Genomic DNA, 21706 nt, shown 5'->3' on the forward strand with positions numbered 1-21706 from the left:
CTGCAATAAAAGTTATAATTTTATGCAGCTCATTTTTATTAATTTATTTAGAATTAATAATTTTTTCATAAGCAGAGATAGTGTTTTTAGCAGTTTTTTGCCAGGTATAGTTAGAGCTTGTTATAAGACCCTTTTGAACCATAGTCAGTTTAAGAAGGCTATCACATAATACTTTCTCCATGGCGTAGCTTAGGGCATATACATCATAAGGATTTACCAATAAAGCAGAATTATAGAATAATTCTGGTAGGGAAGTGATATTTGATGTAATAACAGGAGTACCACAAGCCATTGCTTCTAAAGGAGGAAGTCCAAAACCTTCATAAAATGATGGATAAGTTAATAACTCACATGCATTATAAAAAATAGGTAGATCTTCTAAAGGAATAAAATCAGTAAAAATTACTGAAGATGAAATATTAAGCTCTTCAGTTCTTAATTTATATCTATCATATGAAATACCTTTTCTACCAGTTATAACTACTTTAAGATTTTTTCTTAGAGTAGGATTTAAAAGGGAATAACTTTCTAATATGCCTAATATATTTTTACGAGGGCTATATCCACCTACATATAAAATAAAGTCATCACTTATTCCGTATTTTTCTTTAATGATTTTTTTACATGAATTCTTACTTAGAGGGCGATAAATTTCTTCTGCAGCAAGATGTGTAACATAAATTTTTTCTTTAGGAAAGTTAAATTCCTTGGCTATATCTTCCTTTGAAAAGTCAGATACAGTTATTATGCCATCGCAATCTGGTATTATTTTAGGAAGTTCCTCATTAAATATTTTTAAATATCTATCACTGACTGTTTCAGGCAATTTCAATGGGATTATATCATGCAAGGTAATGGCTTTAAGACAATTAATATTTTTTGAAAGTCCTACTCCGTTTTGAGGAACATGATATAAATCCATCTTATTATTTTTTAAGATATTAGGAGTTTTAACATCATCCCAAAAATGATTGTTTGAAGACTCCTTAAGACATTCTATGGTAAAGTTATCTTTTAAAACTAAATCAGTGTTTTGTGGCAAGAGTATCAAGTATTGATTACTTGAATCTACTATACTTAAGTTATTAATTAGCTGATAAGTATAAGTGCCAATGCCTGTTCCTCTATACCATTTAGCAGCTCTTCCATCAATGCCGATCTTCATGATTTAATCCTTTCATAGTTGTTTTAATTTATTATATTAAAGCAAGCAAAAAAATGTTAATAAAAGAAAATAGATATACATATAAATATATAGGGGGTGATAAAAATGATGAGAGAGTTTGAAATAGAGAGGCAGTTTCAAATAAAAATTGATATTATAAAGGCTAATAAAGGTGTATATTACTTAAAAACTAATAAAGGCGAAAGATGTCTAAAGAAAATTAATTATGGACCTCAAAAACTCTTATTTGTTTATGGAGCAAAAGAGCATCTCATAAAGAATGGGTTTGAATCTGTAGATAGATATTTCTTAAATAATGAAGGTGAGCCTTATGCTTTAGTAAATGAGGATTTATACACCCTATCTGAATGGCTAGATGGAAGAGAATGTGACTTTCATAATTTAGAAGAGGTGAAATTAGCAGCTGAAACTTTAGCCAGATTACATGAAGCTTCTAAGGGGTATGATCCTCCAGAGAATTCTAAGCTAAAAACAGATTTAGGTAGATGGACTAGCCTCATGGAAAAGAGAATAAAATCATTAGATAAAATGAGAGATATGATAAGAAAGAGAAATAATAAGACTAATTTCGATATGTTATATCTTAAATCTATGGATTTTTATAAGGAAATTGGTAAAAATGCCTTGATGACATTAAAGGAATCAAATTATATAGAACTTTGTGAAATTGCAGAAAGGAATAAAGGATTCTGCCATCATGACTATACTTATCATAATATAATACTTACTGATGATAATAAGGTAAATATAATTGATTTTGATTATTGCAAGAGGGAAATAAGAGCTTATGATATTTCAAATTTTATGATTAAGGTGCTTAAGAGATGTAACTGGAACTTAGAGTATGCTAAGGAGATAATCAATGCATATAATAGTGTATCTCCTTTAAGAGATGATGAATATAAAGTGCTTTATGCATATCTTCAATTCCCACAGAGATACTGGAGGTTAGCGAATAGATATTATTATAATGAGGTTAATTGGGGACAAAATACTTTTTCTAATAAAATTGAAAGTATAATAAATGAACAAGAGAAGTTTACTAAGTTTTTAGATGATTTTAAAAAGGAATATTCCCTTTAAAAAATAGGGCTGTTTAAAGAAACAGCTCTATTTTTTATCTTGCTAAATAAAAGTAAATATTTCATTAAACAAAGAGTCGATTATTCTCATATTATAAAATAGTAATATGAAATATGGAGATGCATATGAAAATAGGCGATATTGTTGTGAGAAAGTCATATGATAAGGACATAATATTTAGAATTATAGATATAAAGGAAGTAAGGGGAAAAGTATATTGTATTTTGAAGGGATTAAGCATAAGAATAATAGCAGATTCACCTAAAGATGATTTAGAAGTTGTAGATTATGTATATGTGGAAGAAAAGGAAAAGATATTAAATAATAGAGTAAATGAAGCAATGAAAAAAGCAAAAAGCATGCAGAAAAGAATTGGTATGAGAGAACAGATAAATTGTCGTATTAATAAAAATACAAAGGCACAAGCTGTAAATAATGATATGTTCTTTGGTAGACCAGGGAAAATACTTCATATAGATGGTGATGAAGAATACTTAGAAACATGTTTAAAGGTTTATAAGCAACTATCTTTAGATGCAGTAGGAAAAGCAATAGCAGAAAAGGAGCAATGGACTAAAGTAATAGATCTTGTCAAAGAAGTAAAGCCTGATATTGTAGTTCTTACAGGACATGATAGTGTGATAAAGAGTACAGATGATTATTTAGATCTTGAAAATTATAGAAATACTAAATATTATATTGAAGCAGTCAAGGCATTGAGAGATTATAATTCCAGCTATGATGAGCTAGTGATATTTGCAGGAGCTTGCCAATCATGTTATGAATGCCTTTTAGATGCAGGAGCTAATTTTGCTAGTTCACCAAGCAGAGTTCTTATACATTGTCTAGATCCTGTTTTTGTTTGTGAAAAAATAGCCTATACCAAAATAGATGAAGTTGTTTCTATAACAGATTTAGTTGAAGGTACTATTACTGGGATTAAGGGCATTGGTGGATTGCAGACTAGAGGGAAATACCGTGAAGGATATCCAAGGTCAAATTATATATAGTTAGTATATAGCTGAGCTGTATTGAATGATATAGTTCAGCTATATAAGATATAAAAATTAATAAAATTTTAGAGTTACTGTATAAAATTTATAAAATTTGAAACAATAATTAATGGATTGATAATATTATCTAAAAAGTAAAAGTTTACATTGACAAGTGTATATAAAGATGATAAAATATTTTGTTTTATTTGACAAATGGAAAAAAAAGGAGTAAAATTTATATTAGAAAGAGGGTGTTTTCATGGAAAGAAACAGGACTTTAGCAACAATTAGGAATGATATTGAAAGGCATGTAGGTGAAAAAGTAACCTTAAAAGCCAATGGAGGCAGAAAAAAAATTCTAGTCAATGATGGAATAATTGAAAGCGTTCATCCAAGTATTTTCGTTGTTAGATTAGACAATGACACCCAAAGGACCGTGACATATAGCTATTCAGATGTTTTGACAAAAACAGTTATGTTGTATTATGCTGTATAATTAAAGGCTTCGAATAAATATCGAAGTCTTTTTTTATATATAAAAAAAGAAAGATGGCGGGTATCCATCTTTCAACTATGGTATAAAAGGGTATTGAGAATTTATGAGAGGTTATATGGTCAATAACCATATTTATAATACGACATATTTTTAATGTTGTCAACAATATATTAAAAAAAATATAAAAAAAACTTAAATTACGTCTTTGATTCGACATGATGTTTATAAAATTATATCTTTCATAAAAGTTTTCTTAGAAAATTATAAAAAGCTATTTGAAAGTGTTAACAAATATCATTTATTAGAATAAATATATAGTTAGGGAAATATATATTATAGTAGTTAAGCTATAGGAGGGATACTATGTCACAAATAGATGTCATTAAAGAAAATGTTCAATATGAACAGCTTTTAAGAGAAAGTACTGGAAGCAATATTTTGAAAGGGGAATACTTAATTAAGGATTCACATCCAGATGTACATGAAATCTTAGGAGTTGATGCAAAGGCTACAGTGACCAATAAAGAAGTTTTAGCTGATAAAGTTATGCTTGAAGGTGTTGTAACCTATACTGTTTTATACTTATCTATTGATGAAAGTGATATAGAGAGAATAAATTCTGTAAATCTATCAGAAAAGTTTGCAGATTATCTAGAACTCACTGGTATAGAACATAAAGTCCTTTGTGATGTTGAATGTGTAGTAGAACATATACAAGCTAATATTATGAATGAGAGAAAAATAGCCATAGAAGGAGTTAGGACTACAAAGTGGCATATTTATGAGATTGATGAATTTGAATTTATTAAGGATTTGGAAGGAAGTTCAGATATTCAAGTTCAAAAGGAAACTGAAGAGATAAATAAGGTAATTGGTGATAAAGAAATAGAACTTATGGGAAAATCAATTTTAAAAGCTACTATGGATAAGCCAGAAATAGAAGATATATTACAATGTTCATTAAATCTTCATAAGAAGGAAACTAAGCTAGGAGAAGATAAGATATATTTTGGCTGTTATTGTAAAGTAGAAGTTTTATATAAGGGAAAAGATACTGATGATATCGTACTTTTAAATGATGATGTATATTTATCTAAAGAGCAAGAGCTTATTGGATGTAATGCTGATATGATGGCGTATAATGAAGTGGATATAGTAAATAGTGACTATATAGTAACTTTAGATGATTTAGGGGAAAATAGAATTATCAATGTTGAGTTCTTAGCTAAAGGCGTAGTTAAAGTCCTATCTAAGGAGAAGATTGATTTAATAAATGATGCATATTGTCCATCACAACCAATAGACTTAATAAAGAATAATCATGATATTGGCTTAATACATGGTATGGTAAATACAGAGGTAATTTTGAAAGATAATATATCTTTAGATGATGATAAAGAAAAGATAGGGTCAATTATAATGACGTCAGGATGCCCTGTTATTACAGATAAAAGCGTTGAAAATGATAAAATAAAATTAGAAGGAGTAGTAAAGGTTTCAGCACTATATAGAACTGCTGATGAGATAAGCAGGATAAATATGTGTACAGGAGAAGTTCCTTTCACTACAGCAATAGACTTGAAGGGTACTAATAAAGATATGGATGTAGTTAGTAAGGTACAAATGGAAACAATAGACTCAATTATTGAAGCTAATACTATAGGAGTAAGAATTACTTTAAGTGTATGGGCTAAGGTTTCTTATAAGGTCAATAAAGAATGGATAGTTGATGTTGTGGAAAGTGAAAATGGACGAGCAGAAAGTGAAGCATCTGTCATAATCTATTCTGTAGATAAAGGAGATACCTTATGGAAGCTTGCTAAAAAATATAATACAACCATTGAAGAATTGGTAAAGATTAATGATATTGAAAATCCAGAAATAATAATCATTGGTCAAAAGCTTATAATACCAGGAAGAGCTATTTTTTAATTAACTTTTTAACCCCAAAAAAGGTAATCGCATTTGCGATTACCTTTTTTTGAATAATGAGTTGATATTATGGATAAAATAACAAACGTACGATTTGAGGTGAGATGATGAGTGAAAAAGTTGTCGGCAATTTAATTATCATTGGAGGGGCAGAAGATAAAGTTGGCGATAAGGAAATATTAAAGAAAGTAGTAAGTTGTATTAATAGGGAAAAGGATATGATTTTAATTGCAACTATAGCTACAGAATATCCAGAAAAAAGCTTTAAAAATTATGAAAAGGCCTTTAAATCCTTAGGTGTAAAGAATATTGAAAAATTAGATATAAAATGTCGAACTGATGCTTATGTAACTGAAAATATAAATTTAGTAAAGAAGTGTAGTGTTTTATTTTTTACAGGTGGAGATCAACTTAGGATAACTAGTATATTAGGGGGGACTCCAATTAATGAAGCTATAAAAAGCTTATGTAAGAGTAAAGCATCTATTGTGGGAACTTCGGCAGGAGCTTCAGTTATGAGTGATACGATGATAATAGAAGGAAAAGATGATGAATCACCAAGAAAATGCACTTTGAAAATGTCACCAGGATTAGGATTGGTAAAAAATATTATGATAGATCAGCATTTTGCACAAAGGGGAAGATTAGGAAGGCTTTTGACAGGAATAGCACAAAATCCAGAAGTGTTAGGGATTGGCATAGATGAAGATACAGCAATAATTGTCAGTGATGAAGGTATAGCTGAAGTTGTTGGATCAGGAGCAGTATATTTTGTTGATGGCAGTAGCATACGATATAGCAATGTTTCTGAGCAGTATAGTAATGAAGTGCTAAGCATGTTTAATGTTAAATTACATGTACTAAAAGAAGGAAATAAATTTAATTTACTTAAAAAGGCGCCTTTAGAGGAGGATATGAATTTTTATGAAAATGATAAGCAGCACAGTTTATAAAGGGAGAAATATATATTCACATAAAAAGTGTATAAAGCTAGAAGTAGATTTGGAAGGATATTCGGAAATTGCCAGCAAAGATATTGAATCTTTTAATGAAAGACTTTTAGAATTAGTTCCAGAATTATATACCCATAGATGTGGCATTGATGAAGAAGGCGGTTTTGTTAAAAGATTAAAGGAAGGCACATATCTAGCACATATATGTGAGCATATTATTATTGCTTTGCAAAATAGTGTAGGTATTAATTTAGCGTATGGAAAGGCAAGAGAAAAAAACGGGGATATCTACATCATAGTATTTCAATATAAATATGAAAAGGCAGCAATGGAAATTGTTAAGTTGGCTATTGAAATAATAAATAGCCTAATTAAGGGAAGTAATATAGATATTAATATGAAATTAAGCATAATAAGAGAAATAATTAATGAAGAGGCTATAGGCCCAAGCACGGCAGAAATTATAAAAGGAGCAGAAAAGTTTAATATGCCAGTGATAGATATTGGCAATGGAGATTTCTATCAGATAGGATATGGCAAGCAAGGAAGATGCATTGAAGCGGCTATAACCAGTGAAACAAGGTGTGTAGCAGTGGATATTTCCTGTGATAAGCTTATTACAAAAAAACTTTTAGATATTCAAAATTTGCCAGTGGCAAGAGGGCAGAAAGTTAGCAATGTACTTGATTTATTAAGAGCTGCCGATGAAATAGGTTATCCGGTGGTGCTAAAGCCACAATTTGGTAGTAAGGGCAAGGGAGTTTTTGTAGATATAAGAAGTAAAAAGGAATTAGTAAAGACCTATGATTATTTAAAGAATCAATTTAAAGATATAATCATAGAAAAGTATCATGAAGGCGATGACTTTAGAGTTTGTATTGTAAATAATGAAGTGGTAGCTGTATCAAAAAGAATTCCTCCTTTTATAATAGGTGATGGATTAAAAAATATAGAGCAGTTAGTAGAAGATATTAATTCCACTGAAAATAGAGGAAGAAATCATGAAAAGCCACTTACTAAAATAGATATTGATTTTATTTATTTAAACGAACAAGGTTATCATTTATCCACTGTACTGGAAAAAGGGAAAAAGGTATTTTTAAGGCAAAATGCTAATTTATCTACAGGTGGAATAGCTGTTGATTATACCGATGCAATAAGCGATGAGAATAAAGAAATATGTGTAAGAGCCGCAAAAGCTATTGGGTTAGACGTTTGTGGAATTGATATTTGTACTAAAGATATTACAAAATCAATTAAGGGTAATGGAGTGATATTAGAGGTTAATTCAGCACCAGGACTAAGGATGCATGTATATCCTTCTTACGGTAAATCACGTAATATAGGTGAAAAGGTTATCAATATGCTTTACAATAATAGTGTGCAAAATATCCCTGTTATATCAGTGACAGGAACAAATGGGAAAACAACAACAACTAGAATTATTAGCAGTATATTAATGAAAATGGGATATTGTGTGGGTATGACATGCACTGATGGCATATATATAGATGGCAATTGTATTGATAATGGAGATGATACAGGAGCAGATAGTGCTACTTGTGTACTTTTAAATAGAGATGTTGATGTGGCTGTATTAGAAACTGCTAGAGGTGGAATCATCAGAAAAGGCTTAGCATATGATTTGGCAGATGTAGCTGTAATCACTAATGTTACAGAAGATCATTTAGGTTGTGATGGTATAGAAGATATGGAAGATTTATGCATGGTAAAGTCTTTAGTGGCAGAAGCTGTAAAAGAAGATGGATTTGTAGTTGTAAATGCTGATGATAAATATAGTTTGGATATTATTCCGCGGATAAAGGCGCAAATAATATATTTTTCAAAGGATTGCAATAATGATTATATTTTAGAAGCAATTAATAAGGATAATATATGTGTTTATTTAAGAGAAGGATATATATGTGTTTATAACTACGGTAGAGAATACAGAGTAATAAAGGTTGAAGATGTACCAATAACTTTAAATGGTGTATTGGAATTTAACATTGAAAATGTTATGGCAGCTTGTGCAAGTTTAATAGCAATGCAAGTAGATTATAGCATGATAAAAATAGGGCTTAGCAAATTTGAATTAAATGAAAAAGATAATTCAGGTAGATTTAATATCTATGACTGCAATGGGGTAAAAGCAATTTTAGATTATGGTCATAATATTGATGGATATAGAAAGGTTTTATCATCTCTTAAAGAATTGGCAAAGGGTAATATTATTGGTGTTATAGGGATACCAGGAGATAGAAGTAATAATGATGCTGTAAGAATAGGTAAGCTTAGTGGGAAGAATTTAAATAAGATAATAATTAAAGAAGATAAAGATAGAAGAGGGCGAAGATGTGGTGAGATAGCAGAACTAATCAAGAATGGAGTTCTTCAAGTAAATAAAGATTCAGATTTAAAAGTAATTTTAGATGAGGTTGAAGCGTTTAGAACAGCACTTATGGAAGCAAAGAGAGGAGATACGGTAATTGTATTCTTTGAAAAGAGAAAGCCTCTATTAGAAGTTATTGAGTACTTTAGAAAAGAGCAAGAGGAAAATGGATATAAAAAAATTAATTGAATAAGTGATAAATATTGGGTAACATTTAATTTCTTAATTTGCTTATAAGAAGTTTTATGTTACCCACTTTTTCAAAAATTTTATGTAATAAAAGATATATTTACTACAGATAAAATACTATATATAATAATAGTTATAAAGTTTAGATATATTTGAGTTTGAAGAATTAAATATATGATTATGACAGATTAAGTAAAAGGCTTTCGTCGAAAGGATTTGAATATATGAAAATTAAAGCATACGGTAAGGTAAATATATCTTTAGATGTGGTTGGAAAAAGAGAAGATGGTTATCATCTATTAAGTATGATAATGCAGAATATAGATTTATATGATGAAATTGAAGTTGAGAAGCAGAAATATGGAATAACTTTAGAATGCAATAAAAGTTATGTTCCTGTGGATAATAGAAATTTAGCATATAAAGCAGCTGAAATTTTTAAAGAAAGATATGATATTGTTGATGGAGTTAAAATAAATATAGAAAAGAATATTCCAGTTTCAGCAGGACTTGCAGGTGGAAGTACAGATGCAGCAGCTGTATTAAAAGTAATGAATGAATTATTTAATGTTAATGCAACTGAGGTAGAATTAATGGAGCTAGGTTTAAGATTAGGTGCAGATATTCCTTATTGCATTCATGGAGGCACAGCATTATGTGAAGGAATTGGTGAGATAATAACTCCTATCAAGTCATTTAAAGATAAAATAATAGTATTAGTTAAGCCAGCATTTGGAGTTTCTACTAAAGAGGTATATAAGAATTTCAATTTAGAAAAAGTTAAACAACATCCAAAGACAGCAGAGATAATCAATGCTATAGAAAATGATAACTTAAATTTTGTAGCAAGTAATATGAAAAATTTATTAGAAAATGTTACATTAAGAAAACATAAGATATTAATAAAAATAAAAGAAGAAATGAATGCTTGTGGAGCGATAAATTCAATGATGAGCGGAAGCGGGCCAACAGTCTTTGCGTTTTTTGATGATATGCTAAAGGCACAAAAATGTTTTGAAAAGATGAAAAAGAAATATAGTGATGTATTTATTACAAGAACAATATAAAAATAAAAAATAGATAAATATGAATAATCCCCTAAAGTATGTCAATACTTAACTCATATAGGGGGTTATAAGTATGAAAAAGATTTTTAGTATATTTTTAGTTTTTATAATTTGCATAGGTATTTTAGTAGGCTCAACTAATGAGGGATGCTTGGAGGCACAACTAGTGAGCTTAAATTATGATGAAATTAAAGACAAGCTTATTAGATTTCATGTTATTGCAAATAGCGATTCTGATGAAGATCAAGCTGTTAAGTTATTAGTAAGAGATAAAGTTATTGATTATATTAATATTCAGTTAAAGGATGCTACAGAAGTAGATGAAGCAAGAAATATATTAATGGATAATATAGAAGAGGTAAATAATATAGCAATAAATGTACTTTGGGAAAATGGTTTTGATTATGAAGCTAAGACAATGATATCAAGAGAAAACTTTCCAGATAAGGTTTATGGAGATTATTTATTTCCACAAGGGAATTATGAAGCATTTAGAATTATCATCGGAAATGGTGAAGGTCATAACTGGTGGTGTGTGATGTTTCCACCATTATGTTTTGTAGATGAGACAAAAGGTGATGTTGATTCAAGTAACTTGAAAGAAGTTCTTGTTGATGATAATGATGAAGAAAACAATAATATAAAATGCAAATTTAAAATAGTAGAACTAATAAAAGATATTTTAAAAAATAATTAGGGGAATAAATATGACTAGAGTATAATAGAGTAAAGGAAATGAATGTATCTCCAATGAAATATAAAAAGTTAGAAAAATATTTAATTAACGTAAAATAGGAGGAAATATGGAAAAGAGTGCAATAATATCTGTAAGAAGTTTTTCAGATTTAAATAAAGATGAAGTAATAGAAGTAGTTACGCCAGGAAAGTTTCATTTAGGAGAAAGTGAATTTAAGGCTGTGTATGAAGAGTCGGAAATATCAGGCATGGATGGAACAACTACTACTTTAGTTATAAAAGATGAGGCATTAATTTTAGAAAGAGAAGGTTCTACTACTACAAGAATGGAATTCAAAAAAGGAGAAGAAGTAGTTTCTTTATATAATACTCCGTATGGAATGATGAATATAAATATATATACAAAGGAATTAGATATAGATATGGATGATGATGGTGGAGTGGTATATACTAAATATATATTAGGATTAGAAGGGCAGTCAGGAATAACTATAGAGCTTAAAGTTAAGATTAGAGCTAATTAAGATAAAATCACAAGGTAATTATTAATTATCTTGTGATTTTTTTAAAATAAATATAAGTAATTAATATTGGTATATTCTAAATAACTGCATAGTTATATATTTATATGGAAATAATTATATAAAAAGGGGAAAGGAGTGAATATATATAGAAAAGTATCTAGTAATTATACAAATTATTGCTCAATTTTATGGAATTGATGATGAAGAAATATGCGTAATTATGAAAAGAAGAGAATGTAAATACTTACTACTTTTATTAATGAGAAAATTTAATTGCTTAGATAAAGGGCTCATAAAGGATCAGCTTCAGCTGAAATCTGATAAGACAATCAAGAATAATATAGTAAAAGCTGAAGAAAAATTACTGATGAATAAGGAATTTAGAGATAATTTCTTTTACTTAGAGGAAAAGATAGAGAAAAATTTTTAAAAAAGACAAAAAACACTAGATAAAATATAACTAATGTGATATGATTTTATTTATGAATTAAGGATTACCCCGCTTGTGTAATTAGTGGGGTAATTTATATTATATCAAAGATAAAATCAAGTGTCAACATTAAAAATATAAATTAGGAGGAAAAATAATGGCTACTAAATATGTTTTTGTAACTGGTGGTGTTGCATCAGCTTTAGGAAAGGGAATAACAGCAGCATCATTAGGGAGATTATTAAAAAATAGGGGATTAAAGGTATCAATTCAAAAGTTTGATCCGTATTTAAATGTGGATCCAGGTACAATGAGTCCATATCAACATGGAGAAGTTTTTGTTACAGATGATGGTGCAGAGACAGATTTAGATTTAGGACATTATGAAAGATTCATTGATGAAAGCTTAAGCAAAAACAATAATGTTACAACAGGGAAAATATATGGAGATGTAATTGCTAAGGAAAGAAGAGGTGAATACCTTGGAGGAACAGTTCAAGTAATACCTCATATAACTAATGAAATAAAGGATAGAATTTATGCAGTTAGTAAAGAAACAGATGTTGATGTAGTTATAACTGAAATAGGTGGAACAGTAGGAGATATTGAATCGCTTCCATTTTTAGAATCAATTAGACAAGTACAATATGAAGTAGGAAGAGATAATGTATGCTTTATTCATGTTACTTTAGTTCCTTACTTAGGAAAGGCTGGAGAGTTAAAGACTAAGCCAACACAACATTCAGTGAAGGAATTAAGAAGCATTGGCATTCAACCAGACATAATAGTATGTAGATCAGAAAAGCCATTAAATGAAAGTTTAAGAAGTAAGATAGGTTTATTCTGTAATCTAGAAGCTAAAAATGTTATACAGAACTTAGATGCCAATAGCTTATATGAAGTTCCATTAATGTTACATAGAGAAGGATTAGATAGGCTAGTTGTTGAAAAATTACAATTAGGATGCATAGATATCAACAATAACGAATGGATTGATATGGTTGATAGAATGAAAAATCTTAAGAAGGAAGTTACTATTGCTTTAGTAGGTAAATATGTAGAATTACATGATGCATATATTTCGGTAGTAGAAGCTTTAAACCATGGTGGACTTGCTAATGAAGCGAATGTTAAGATACAGTGGATAAATGCTGTAGATGTTACTGCTGAAAATGCTAAGAACATATTCAATAATGTTGATGGTATTTTAGTTCCGGGTGGATTTGGTGATAGAGGAGTAGAAGGAAAGATTGAAGCTATCAAATATGCAAGAGAAAATAATATACCTTTCTTAGGAATATGCTTAGGAATGCAGACAGCAGTAATTGAATTTGCTAGAAATGTTTTAGGATATGAAGGAGCTAATAGTTCAGAAATAGATTCAGAAACAAAGTATCCAGTAATAGATTTAATGAATGATCAAAAGGATGTACAAGATTTAGGCGGTACTATGAGATTAGGAGCTTATCCATGTATATTAAATAAAGAATCCAAGTCCTTTGAAGTATATGGTGAAGAAAATATATCAGAAAGACATAGACATAGATATGAATTTAATAATAAATTTAGACAACAAATAAGTGAAGCAGGAATGAAAATAGTAGGAACAAGTCCAGATGAAAGATTAGTTGAAATTGTAGAAATTCCAAATCATAAGTGGTTTGTGGCAGCACAATTCCATCCAGAGTTAAAATCTAGACCAAACAGACCGCATCCTCTATTCACAGGATTAATAAAGGCTGCTTTAGAAAAATAATTAATAAGAAGTTCTGCAATAAAAAATTGCAGTACTTTTTTTTAGGTGTGCCCAGTATTGGCAACAATTTGACGGCAAATAGTCCAATAATGGAAACAATATTAACTTTATGAATGTTATTATGATTATACTTGGTATAATAAATTATAAAAAAGGATAATCTTATAGTATAACTTTTTATTGAAATATGTATATTATTGATGGATAATTATATATGCAAATACTAAGGTTTTATTTCAATTCATTTTTTCAAGTCTAAAAGTGCAATCTTAAATGAATCCCAAAAAAATATAAAATATTATGGAGGTATAAATTTGGAAACAGAAAACTATAATGAAATGACTTTAGCTACCTTAAAAGAAATAGCTAAGGAAAAAGGTATAAAAAATATTAGTAAATTAAAGAAAAGTGAATTAATTGAAGAGTTAGTGAAAATAACTCCTAATAAAATAGAAAAGAATGGGGTAATTTTAACAGAAAAAATTGCACCTAAGAATAGAAACATAGAAGCTAGTATACATATAGATGAAAATGTAAATAGTGAAGCTTATGCAAGCGATTCAAGAGATAGATATAATGTAACAGAAGAAGAAAAGGAAGAGAAGAAGGAAAGATTAAAGGTTATGATTAATGAATCTAATTCTTCTAAAGGGGTTTTAGAAATTCAAGAAAACAATAGCTTTGGTTTTTTAAGATGTAGTAATTATCTTACTGGAGAAAACGATATATATGTTTCACCGTCACAAATAAGAAGGTTTAACTTAAGAACAGGTGATGAAGTAGAAGGAAAAGTAAGAGAAGCAAAAGATGGTGAAAAGTTTAAAGCACTATTATTTGTGGAAAAGGTAAATGGTGAATCACCAGATAAGGCTATAGGAAGAAAGAATTTTGAAAATTTGACTCCTATATATCCTAATGAAAGATTACATTTAGAAACTGATAACGGTAGGGATTTATCTTCAAGACTTATGGATTTTATGTGTCCAATAGGAAAGGGACAAAGAGGGATAATAGTTGCACCACCTAAAGCAGGTAAAACTACATTATTAAAAAGAATAGCACAAAATATTTCAAAGAATTATCCTGATATAAAGCTTATAGTATTATTAATAGATGAGAGACCAGAGGAAGTTACAGATATGAAGAGATCTATTAAAGGAGATGTAATTTACTCTACTTTTGATGAAGAACCACAAAATCATGCTAAAGTATCACAAATGGTTCTTGAAAGAGCAAAGAGAATGGTTGAACAAGGGAAAGATGTGGTTATTCTTATGGATAGTATTACAAGACTTTCAAGAGCATATAACTTAACTATAACACCAACAGGAAGAACTTTATCAGGTGGGCTTGATCCAGGAGCTTTATTAATGCCAAAGAAATTCTTTGGAGCTGCAAGAAATATAGAAGAAGGAGGAAGTTTAACAATATTAGCTACGGCATTAGTAGAAACAGGTTCAAGAATGGATGATATGATTTTTGAAGAATTTAAAGGAACAGGAAATATGGAAGTTCATTTAGATAGAAGGCTACAAGAAAGAAGAATATTCCCAGCTATAGATATTTATAAGTCAGGTACTAGAAAAGAAGACTTATTATTATCAGATGAAGAAAAAGAAGTTGCTTTTGCTATAAGAAAAAATATGAATAGAGATGGAAATATAGAAAGTATTACTGAAACATTAATAAATATGCTATCAAAAACTAAGAATAATAAAGAATTTATGGAGTTATTCATAAAAAATGAAGTTATGAAGAAATAAAAAAACGGGAAAGATATCTTTCCCGTTTTTTTAAAAACAATCTTATTTGTTAAGACCGAATTTCTTGTTAAATTTATCAACTCTACCGCCGATATCAACGATTTTTTGCTTACCAGTGAAGAATGGGTGGCATTTTGAACATATATCAATCTTTAATTCTGGTTTAACTGAACCTGTTGTAAAAGTATTTCCACATGCACACTTAACCACTGCATCGTGATGGTATTCTGGATGTATGCCTTCTCTCATATTTTTCACCTCTTTCAATAAAAATATATCATTAAAGTAAAATCTCCAATGACTTTAAAAAGTATAACACACAATTTAATAAGCAGTCAATAAAATTGCATCAATAAAACATTATCAGGAATAAGTGAATTATAGGAAATAAAAACATCTTTATTAAATAACAGTTAAAATGATATAATCTGAGTAGATATTACAGAAGAGGGAGAGATATGATGAGTAAATTATATTTTAGATACGGAGCAATGAATTCAGGAAAGTCTACTCATTTGATGCAGGTGGCACATAATTATGAAGAAAGAGGAATGAAGGTTATCTTAATAAAACCTGCAACTGATAAAAAGGGTGGAGATAAATTAGTTTCAAGATTAGGTGTAGAAAGAAAAGTTGATATACTTTGTCTAGAAAAAATGAATATCTATGAAGAAATACAAAAATGGCAAGAAGTTAAATTTAAGGTAAATTGTATATTAGTTGATGAAGTTCAATTTATGACTAAGGAACAAGTAGACCAGTTATTTAAAATAGCAGTGGTTCTTGATATTCCAGTTATATGCTATGGTTTAAGAACTGATTTTATGATGGAAGGTTTTGAAGGAAGTACAAGACTTTTATTATTAGCTCACAGCATAGAAGAGATGAAGACCATTTGTAAATGTGGCAGAAAGGCTATCTTAAATGGTAGAAAGATAAATGGGGAATTTGTTTTTGAAGGTGAGCAGGTAGCTATAGATAATATTGATAATGTGCAGTATGAATCTTTATGTGGACATTGTTACTTTAGACATAAAAATAATAAATAATGAAAGTGTGATGATATGAGAAAGTGTGATGTAGGGGGGCAAGCTGTAATTGAAGGTGTTATGATGCGTGGCTCCAAAGGTATGGCTACAGCAATAAGAACACCAAAGGGTAAAATAAAGGTTAGTGTAAAAAAAACAGTTTCATTAACTAAAAAATATAAAATTTTATCATTGCCATTTATAAGAGGAATAACGGCCTTGCTAGATTCATTAATTATTGGCATAAAGACATTAAACTATTCAGCATCATTTTTTGAAGAGGAAGAAGAGGAAAGCGCATTTGAAAAATTGATAAAAGATGTATTTGGTGAAAAATTAGCTGGTGATTTAATTATTACATTAACTATGATGCTATCATTTGTAGTTTCTATTGGAATATTTATTGGTATTCCAACTTCTATAGCTTCTATATTTAAAACCTTTGGCTTTTCTAGCATTATTTTAAATTTAATAGAAGCATCCATCAGAATTGCTATACTTATATTATATATGTTTCTTATAAGTAATATGGAGGATATTTACAGAGTATTTCAATATCATGGTGCAGAACATAAAACAATTTTTTGCTATGAAAATGAGCAGAGGCTTACTATTGAAAATGTAAAAAAACAAAGCAGGTTACATCCTAGATGTGGAACTAATTTTATATTTCTTACTATGTTTGTAAGTATATTATTATATACTTTTACAGGCTGGGGCAATTTTATAGAACGTATAATAATTAGGATAGTATTATTACCAGTAGTAGCTGGAATAAGCTATGAAATAATTAAATGGCTAGGAAGGTCAGAAAGTAAGCTTAGCAAGATAATTGCTTATCCAGGGCTGATGCTACAAAAACTAACAACAAAAGAGCCAGATGACATGCAAATAGAAGTTGCAATCAAGTCATTGATGGCTGCAGAGGGGATAAAAGATATGAAGACTATTGGAGAACTTCTCATATATGGTAACCAGCAGTTAAAGGAAGCAGAAATAGATACTTATATATTAGACTGCCAGTTATTATTAACAAAGGTGTTAAATAAAGATAAAATATATTTAATATTAAATAAAGATGAGGAAGTAAGTAATCTTAATGAAAATAAGTTTAAACAACTTATTAAAAAGAGAAAAGAGAAAATGCCTATGGCATATATATTAAAAGATGTTGAATTTATGGGATTAGATTTTTATGTGGAAGAAGGAGTTTTGATTCCAAGGGGAGATACAGAAGTTTTAGTTGAAGAAGTGCTAAAATATATAGGTGAAGAAGAGGCTATAAGTATATGTGATTTGTGTTGTGGAAGTGGAGCTATCGGCATATCATTAGCAGCTTTAAGAAATAATATAAAGGTAGATTTAGTTGATTTTTATCCTATACCTGAAAAAGTAACTAAAAAAAATATAGTTAAACATAATTTAGAAGAAAGAACAGAATTCATTAAAAGTGATTTATTGAATAAAGTTATAGAAGATGGCAAGAAATATGATATATTAGTATCTAATCCTCCATATATAGCTGATGAAGTAATTGATGATTTAATGGAAGATGTGAAAGATTATGAACCACATACAGCTCTAGCTGGTGGAGAAGATGGAATGGATTTCTATAATATAATAGTTTCTGAGAGCCGTAAGGTGTTAAATGAAAATGGTATACTTGCATTTGAAATAGGATATGATCAAGGTGAGAAGGTAAAAGTTCTGATGGAAGAAAATGGGTTTAAAAATATTAAAGTTATTCAAGATTTAGCAGGATTAGACAGGGTAGTAATAGGAAATTTCTAAAATCTTGATATAATTAGATTAAATATGATATAATATTTCAATATGAAAAAAAACAGTATGGAGTGATACTATGTTATTAGATAAATTAGCATTTACAGAAAATAAATATGAAGAGCTTTCAGTAAAAATATCAGATCCTTCTATAATGGCTAACCAAAAAGAATGGAGAAAGCTTTGTAAGGAACATGCTGACTTAGAGATAATCGTTACAGCATATAGAGAATATAAAAAGGTTTTAGAAGACCTTGAAGCAAATAAGGAAATGTTAGAAGAAGAATCAGATAAAGAAATGAGAGAAATGTTATCTGAAGAAATTTCTATGTTAAAAGAACAAGAAATAGAATTAGAAAATAAGATACAAATATTATTATTACCAAAAGATCCAAATGATGATAAGAACGTATTTGTTGAAATCAGAGGTGGAGCTGGTGGAGATGAAGCAGCTCTATTTGCAGCTAACCTATTTAGAATGTACACAAGATATGCCGAAAATAATAGATGGTCAGTAGAACTTATGAGTTCAAATGAAAATGACCTTGGTGGATTCAAAGAAGTTGTTTTTATGATAAAAGGTGCTGGTGCATATTCTAAGTTAAAATATGAAAGTGGAGTTCATAGAGTTCAAAGAGTTCCTGATACAGAAAGTTCAGGAAGAATTCATACATCAACAGCTACAGTAGCAGTACTTCCAGAAGTTGATGATGTTGATATAGAAATCCATGAAAAAGACTTAAGAATTGACGTTTATAGATCATCTGGTAATGGTGGACAATGTGTTAATACTACAGATTCAGCAGTAAGAATTACTCACTTACCTACAGGAACAGTAGTTGCTTGCCAAGATGAAAAGTCACAGCTTAAGAATAAAGAAAAGGCTATGAAAGTTTTAAGAGCTAGATTATATGAAGTTGCAGAAGCAGAAAGATTAGCTGGAATAGCTGAAGATAGAAAGAGCCAGGTAGGAACAGGGGATAGAAGTGAAAGAATAAGAACTTACAACTATCCACAAGGAAGAGTAACAGATCACAGAATTGGATTAACATTATATAAATTAGATTCATTCTTAAATGGAGATATAGATGAAGTAATCAATGCTTTAATTACTGCAGATCAAGCAGAAAAAATGAAAGCAATGGGAAATACTGATTCAATGTAATTAAAAAGCCTTGCATTAATTTGTAAGGCTTTTTCAATAAGTAAAAAGTAGTATGGAAATAAATAGAGCATTAAAAAGAATAAGAAAAAAAGAAAATATATTTTTTATTATAATGGGTATCTTGTCTGTGTTAATACCAACTTTGGCTTATTTAGCAAACTTAAAAAATACATTTGTTTATGTATATATAGCAATTATTGAATTTTTAATTTTAATAGCAATACTGGCAAGGATAAATATATGTACTTTGAAATTTAAATATTATAATAGCAGGTTTAAAATAAGGCAGGGATTATTTTTAAGAGAAAGCATAATACTATGTGATAATGTGGCTATTGTGCATACCAATAAAGATAGAGAAGAACTTGAGATAATAATTGTAACATCAAGTAAGTTTAGAAATAAGAAGGCTAGACCTATAGTAAAGGGATTTTTAAAAAGATATCCTGAAGTTGAGCGTGAATATAATAGATTAAAAAAAATCAATGAAGAACAAACTTATTATTTTCAGATAATAAGAAATGGAAGTTTAAGAAAATATATTTTTTTAGAAAATATATATACTACCTGTGTTAAATCAGCATATACTCCAGCCGCCATAGAAAGTATAAAGATAGCTAGAGGGCAAATTAATTTTAATGAAAGAGGGTAAAAGGCTAATGAAAACAAAAGTAGCCATAATAAGAAATTTAAATGAAGATAAAGATTTTATTAATGAAGCAGGAAACATAATAAAATTAGGTGGAACAGTAGCTTTTCCAACAGAAACAGTTTATGGGCTAGGAGCTGACGCATTAAATGGAGAAGCTGTAAAGAAAATATTTTTAGCTAAGGGTAGACCACAGGATAATCCTCTTATTATCCATGTATGCTCTAAAAGTATTGAAAAGTTTGTTAAGGATATACCTAAAGTGGCAGAAAAGCTAATAGATAAGTTCTGGCCAGGTCCAATGACTATAATATTAAATAAGAAAGATATAGTACCAGATGAGACAAGTGCAGGGCTTTCTACTATAGGGGTAAGAATGCCAAATTCAGAAATAGCACTAAAGCTTATAGAAGCAGCAGGAGTACCTATAGCAGCACCATCAGCTAATATATCTGGTAGACCTAGTCCTACAGATATGGAAAGATGTGTAGAAGACTTAGATGGAAAGATTGATTATATTTTAGGTGGAGAAAGAAGTAATATTGGGGTAGAATCTACCATAGTTGATTGCACAGTAAACCCTCCAATGGTACTTAGACCAGGTGGAATTACCTTAGAAATGCTGAGAACTGTAGATGAAAATATAGTTATAGATGAAGCATTAAAGGAAAAACCATCAGAAGATTTAAAGCCAAAGGCACCAGGGATGAAGTACAGGCATTATGCACCAAAAGCTAAATTGAAAATTATTAGTGGAAAAAATGAAAAAACAGTTGAAATAATGTGCAAAATGTTAGAAAATTATATTGAAAATAATAATAAAGTAGCAATTATAACTACAGATGAAAATATAGATAGATTTAAAAATTGCGAAGTTTTATCACTGGGAAGAAAAGATAATTTAAATGAAATAGCAAAAAATCTTTTTGAAACTTTAAGAAAATGTGATGATTTAGGTGTAGAATATATTTTATGCCAAGGGTTTGAAGAAGATGGAGTTGGTCTGGCAATTATGAATAGACTTAATAAAGCTGCAGGCTATGACATTATCAAAGTATGATAAGGGGAGGGTGGGTTACCATTCTCCTTTTTTATAAAAAAAATTAACTTGAGAATTTATTTATTAAAGGAGGAGTAGAGTATGAAGATAGCTTTAGGCTGTGACCATGGCGGTTTAAATTTAAAAAATGAAATTTTAAATTATTTAAAAGAAGAAGGTATGGAAGTTAAAGATTTTGGAACTTATACAGAAGAATCGTGTGATTATGCAGATATTTCGTTACCAGTTGCTGAAGCAGTAGCTGCCAAAGAATTTGATTTTGGTATACTAATATGTGGGACAGGAATTGGTATAGGAATAGCGGCAAACAAAGTTCCAGGAGTAAGGGCAGCTTTATGTTCTGATACTTTTAGTGCACATGCCACTAGAGAACATAATGATGCAAATATACTTACTATGGGAGAAAGAGTGGTAGGAAAAGGTCTTGCTATAGATATAGTAAAGACATTCCTTAGTGCAGAATTCCAAGGTGGGAGACATACTACAAGAATTGCCAAAATAACAGACATAGAAAAAAAATATAGTAAATAATAATTATTAAGATTATTTTTTTATTTGGA

At 29.4% G+C, this 21706-nt stretch carries 20 protein-coding genes; 18 read left to right on the forward strand and 2 right to left on the reverse strand.

The window, feature by feature from the left end; genetic code table 11:
- Positions 1 to 43: 43 nt before the first annotated feature.
- Positions 44 to 1165, reverse strand: coding sequence for a glycosyltransferase family 4 protein (locus H8R92_RS07515; RefSeq protein WP_022211336.1), 1122 nt, complete (start codon positions 1163 to 1165; stop codon positions 44 to 46).
- A gap of 105 nt (positions 1166 to 1270) precedes the next feature.
- On the opposite strand from H8R92_RS07515, the gene H8R92_RS07520 reads away from it, so the two are divergent.
- The 12 genes from H8R92_RS07520 to rho all read left to right on the forward strand — a co-directional run bounded on the left by H8R92_RS07520 (position 1271) and on the right by rho (position 15462).
- On the forward strand, positions 1271 to 2269 hold the full coding sequence (locus H8R92_RS07520; protein WP_022211335.1) for a CotS family spore coat protein: 999 nt from the start codon (positions 1271 to 1273) through the stop codon (positions 2267 to 2269).
- A 125-nt stretch (positions 2270 to 2394) separates the two neighbouring features.
- Complete coding sequence (gene yabG / locus H8R92_RS07525; protein ID WP_022211334.1) at positions 2395 to 3279, forward strand: sporulation peptidase YabG; 885 nt, start codon at positions 2395 to 2397, stop codon at positions 3277 to 3279.
- 244 nt (positions 3280 to 3523) lie between these two features.
- Positions 3524 to 3760, forward strand: a complete 237-nt coding sequence (locus H8R92_RS07530; protein ID WP_022166413.1) for a Veg family protein — start codon at positions 3524 to 3526, stop codon at positions 3758 to 3760.
- Between the two features lie 363 nt (positions 3761 to 4123).
- On the forward strand, positions 4124 to 5692 hold the full coding sequence (locus H8R92_RS07535) for a DUF3794 and LysM peptidoglycan-binding domain-containing protein (RefSeq protein ID WP_022211333.1): 1569 nt from the start codon (positions 4124 to 4126) through the stop codon (positions 5690 to 5692).
- A gap of 107 nt (positions 5693 to 5799) precedes the next feature.
- Positions 5800 to 6645: a cyanophycinase gene (locus tag H8R92_RS07540; protein WP_022211332.1), complete on the forward strand. Its 846-nt coding sequence runs from the start codon at positions 5800 to 5802 to the stop codon at positions 6643 to 6645.
- On the forward strand, positions 6617 to 9226 hold the full coding sequence (gene cphA / locus H8R92_RS07545) for a cyanophycin synthetase (RefSeq protein WP_022211331.1): 2610 nt from the start codon (positions 6617 to 6619) through the stop codon (positions 9224 to 9226). Before H8R92_RS07540 ends, cphA begins: the two co-directional genes overlap by 29 nt.
- Before the next feature lie 224 nt (positions 9227 to 9450).
- Positions 9451 to 10293 (forward strand): 4-(cytidine 5'-diphospho)-2-C-methyl-D-erythritol kinase, encoded by an 843-nt coding sequence (ispE, locus tag H8R92_RS07550; protein WP_022211330.1) that lies wholly within the window; start codon positions 9451 to 9453, stop codon positions 10291 to 10293.
- A gap of 73 nt (positions 10294 to 10366) precedes the next feature.
- On the forward strand, positions 10367 to 10990 hold the full coding sequence (spoIIR, locus tag H8R92_RS07555) for a stage II sporulation protein R (RefSeq protein ID WP_022211329.1): 624 nt from the start codon (positions 10367 to 10369) through the stop codon (positions 10988 to 10990).
- Positions 10991 to 11096: 106 nt separating this feature from the next.
- Positions 11097 to 11513 (forward strand): YwiB family protein, encoded by a 417-nt coding sequence (locus H8R92_RS07560; protein WP_022211328.1) that lies wholly within the window; start codon positions 11097 to 11099, stop codon positions 11511 to 11513.
- Between the two features lie 220 nt (positions 11514 to 11733).
- On the forward strand, positions 11734 to 11943 hold the full coding sequence (locus H8R92_RS07565; protein ID WP_186835129.1) for a hypothetical protein: 210 nt from the start codon (positions 11734 to 11736) through the stop codon (positions 11941 to 11943).
- Positions 11944 to 12100: 157 nt separating this feature from the next.
- The gene (pyrG, locus tag H8R92_RS07570) at positions 12101 to 13699 is read left to right on the forward strand and encodes a CTP synthase (protein WP_022211327.1); all 1599 of its coding nucleotides are present in this window, start codon (positions 12101 to 12103) and stop codon (positions 13697 to 13699) included.
- 338 nt (positions 13700 to 14037) lie between these two features.
- Positions 14038 to 15462 carry a transcription termination factor Rho gene (gene rho / locus H8R92_RS07575; RefSeq protein ID WP_243166634.1) on the forward strand — a complete coding sequence of 475 codons (1425 nt, stop codon included), beginning with the start codon at positions 14038 to 14040 and terminating at the stop codon, positions 15460 to 15462.
- 42 nt (positions 15463 to 15504) lie between these two features.
- Here rho and rpmE read toward each other — a convergent pair whose 3' ends face one another.
- On the reverse strand, positions 15505 to 15711 hold the full coding sequence (gene rpmE, locus H8R92_RS07580) for a 50S ribosomal protein L31 (RefSeq protein ID WP_022211325.1): 207 nt from the start codon (positions 15709 to 15711) through the stop codon (positions 15505 to 15507).
- A 212-nt stretch (positions 15712 to 15923) separates the two neighbouring features.
- On the opposite strand from rpmE, the gene H8R92_RS07585 reads away from it, so the two are divergent.
- The 6 genes from H8R92_RS07585 to rpiB all read left to right on the forward strand — a co-directional run bounded on the left by H8R92_RS07585 (position 15924) and on the right by rpiB (position 21677).
- Positions 15924 to 16511: a thymidine kinase gene (locus tag H8R92_RS07585; RefSeq protein ID WP_186835149.1), complete on the forward strand. Its 588-nt coding sequence runs from the start codon at positions 15924 to 15926 to the stop codon at positions 16509 to 16511.
- Positions 16512 to 16526: 15 nt separating this feature from the next.
- On the forward strand, positions 16527 to 18281 hold the full coding sequence (gene prmC, locus H8R92_RS07590; protein ID WP_022211323.1) for a peptide chain release factor N(5)-glutamine methyltransferase: 1755 nt from the start codon (positions 16527 to 16529) through the stop codon (positions 18279 to 18281).
- 70 nt (positions 18282 to 18351) lie between these two features.
- Positions 18352 to 19437 (forward strand): peptide chain release factor 1, encoded by a 1086-nt coding sequence (gene prfA / locus H8R92_RS07595; RefSeq protein WP_022211322.1) that lies wholly within the window; start codon positions 18352 to 18354, stop codon positions 19435 to 19437.
- A 52-nt stretch (positions 19438 to 19489) separates the two neighbouring features.
- Positions 19490 to 20089, forward strand: a complete 600-nt coding sequence (locus H8R92_RS07600) for a hypothetical protein (RefSeq protein WP_022211321.1) — start codon at positions 19490 to 19492, stop codon at positions 20087 to 20089.
- Between the two features lie 7 nt (positions 20090 to 20096).
- Positions 20097 to 21146, forward strand: a complete 1050-nt coding sequence (locus tag H8R92_RS07605) for an L-threonylcarbamoyladenylate synthase (RefSeq protein WP_022211320.1) — start codon at positions 20097 to 20099, stop codon at positions 21144 to 21146.
- An 81-nt stretch (positions 21147 to 21227) separates the two neighbouring features.
- Positions 21228 to 21677 (forward strand): ribose 5-phosphate isomerase B, encoded by a 450-nt coding sequence (gene rpiB, locus H8R92_RS07610; RefSeq protein ID WP_022211319.1) that lies wholly within the window; start codon positions 21228 to 21230, stop codon positions 21675 to 21677.
- Positions 21678 to 21706: the final 29 nt, after the last annotated feature.

Source organism: Clostridium lentum, from assembly GCF_014287815.1.
Classification (GTDB): Bacteria; Bacillota; Clostridia; order Clostridiales; family Clostridiaceae; genus Clostridium; species Clostridium lentum.

Coding starts and splice junctions, on each gene's coding strand:
- H8R92_RS07515 (WP_022211336.1), bottom strand. CDS start 1,165: ATGAAGATCGGCATTGATGGAAGAGCTGCTAAATGGTATAGAGGAACA.
- H8R92_RS07520 (WP_022211335.1), top strand. CDS start 1,271: ATGATGAGAGAGTTTGAAATAGAGAGGCAGTTTCAAATAAAAATTGAT.
- yabG (WP_022211334.1), top strand. CDS start 2,395: ATGAAAATAGGCGATATTGTTGTGAGAAAGTCATATGATAAGGACATA.
- H8R92_RS07530 (WP_022166413.1), top strand. CDS start 3,524: ATGGAAAGAAACAGGACTTTAGCAACAATTAGGAATGATATTGAAAGG.
- H8R92_RS07535 (WP_022211333.1), top strand. CDS start 4,124: ATGTCACAAATAGATGTCATTAAAGAAAATGTTCAATATGAACAGCTT.
- H8R92_RS07540 (WP_022211332.1), top strand. CDS start 5,800: ATGAGTGAAAAAGTTGTCGGCAATTTAATTATCATTGGAGGGGCAGAA.
- cphA (WP_022211331.1), top strand. CDS start 6,617: ATGAAAATGATAAGCAGCACAGTTTATAAAGGGAGAAATATATATTCA.
- ispE (WP_022211330.1), top strand. CDS start 9,451: ATGAAAATTAAAGCATACGGTAAGGTAAATATATCTTTAGATGTGGTT.
- spoIIR (WP_022211329.1), top strand. CDS start 10,367: ATGAAAAAGATTTTTAGTATATTTTTAGTTTTTATAATTTGCATAGGT.
- H8R92_RS07560 (WP_022211328.1), top strand. CDS start 11,097: ATGGAAAAGAGTGCAATAATATCTGTAAGAAGTTTTTCAGATTTAAAT.
- H8R92_RS07565 (WP_186835129.1), top strand. CDS start 11,734: ATGAAAAGAAGAGAATGTAAATACTTACTACTTTTATTAATGAGAAAA.
- pyrG (WP_022211327.1), top strand. CDS start 12,101: ATGGCTACTAAATATGTTTTTGTAACTGGTGGTGTTGCATCAGCTTTA.
- rho (WP_243166634.1), top strand. CDS start 14,038: ATGACTTTAGCTACCTTAAAAGAAATAGCTAAGGAAAAAGGTATAAAA.
- rpmE (WP_022211325.1), bottom strand. CDS start 15,711: ATGAGAGAAGGCATACATCCAGAATACCATCACGATGCAGTGGTTAAG.
- H8R92_RS07585 (WP_186835149.1), top strand. CDS start 15,924: ATGAGTAAATTATATTTTAGATACGGAGCAATGAATTCAGGAAAGTCT.
- prmC (WP_022211323.1), top strand. CDS start 16,527: ATGAGAAAGTGTGATGTAGGGGGGCAAGCTGTAATTGAAGGTGTTATG.
- prfA (WP_022211322.1), top strand. CDS start 18,352: ATGTTATTAGATAAATTAGCATTTACAGAAAATAAATATGAAGAGCTT.
- H8R92_RS07600 (WP_022211321.1), top strand. CDS start 19,490: ATGGAAATAAATAGAGCATTAAAAAGAATAAGAAAAAAAGAAAATATA.
- H8R92_RS07605 (WP_022211320.1), top strand. CDS start 20,097: ATGAAAACAAAAGTAGCCATAATAAGAAATTTAAATGAAGATAAAGAT.
- rpiB (WP_022211319.1), top strand. CDS start 21,228: ATGAAGATAGCTTTAGGCTGTGACCATGGCGGTTTAAATTTAAAAAAT.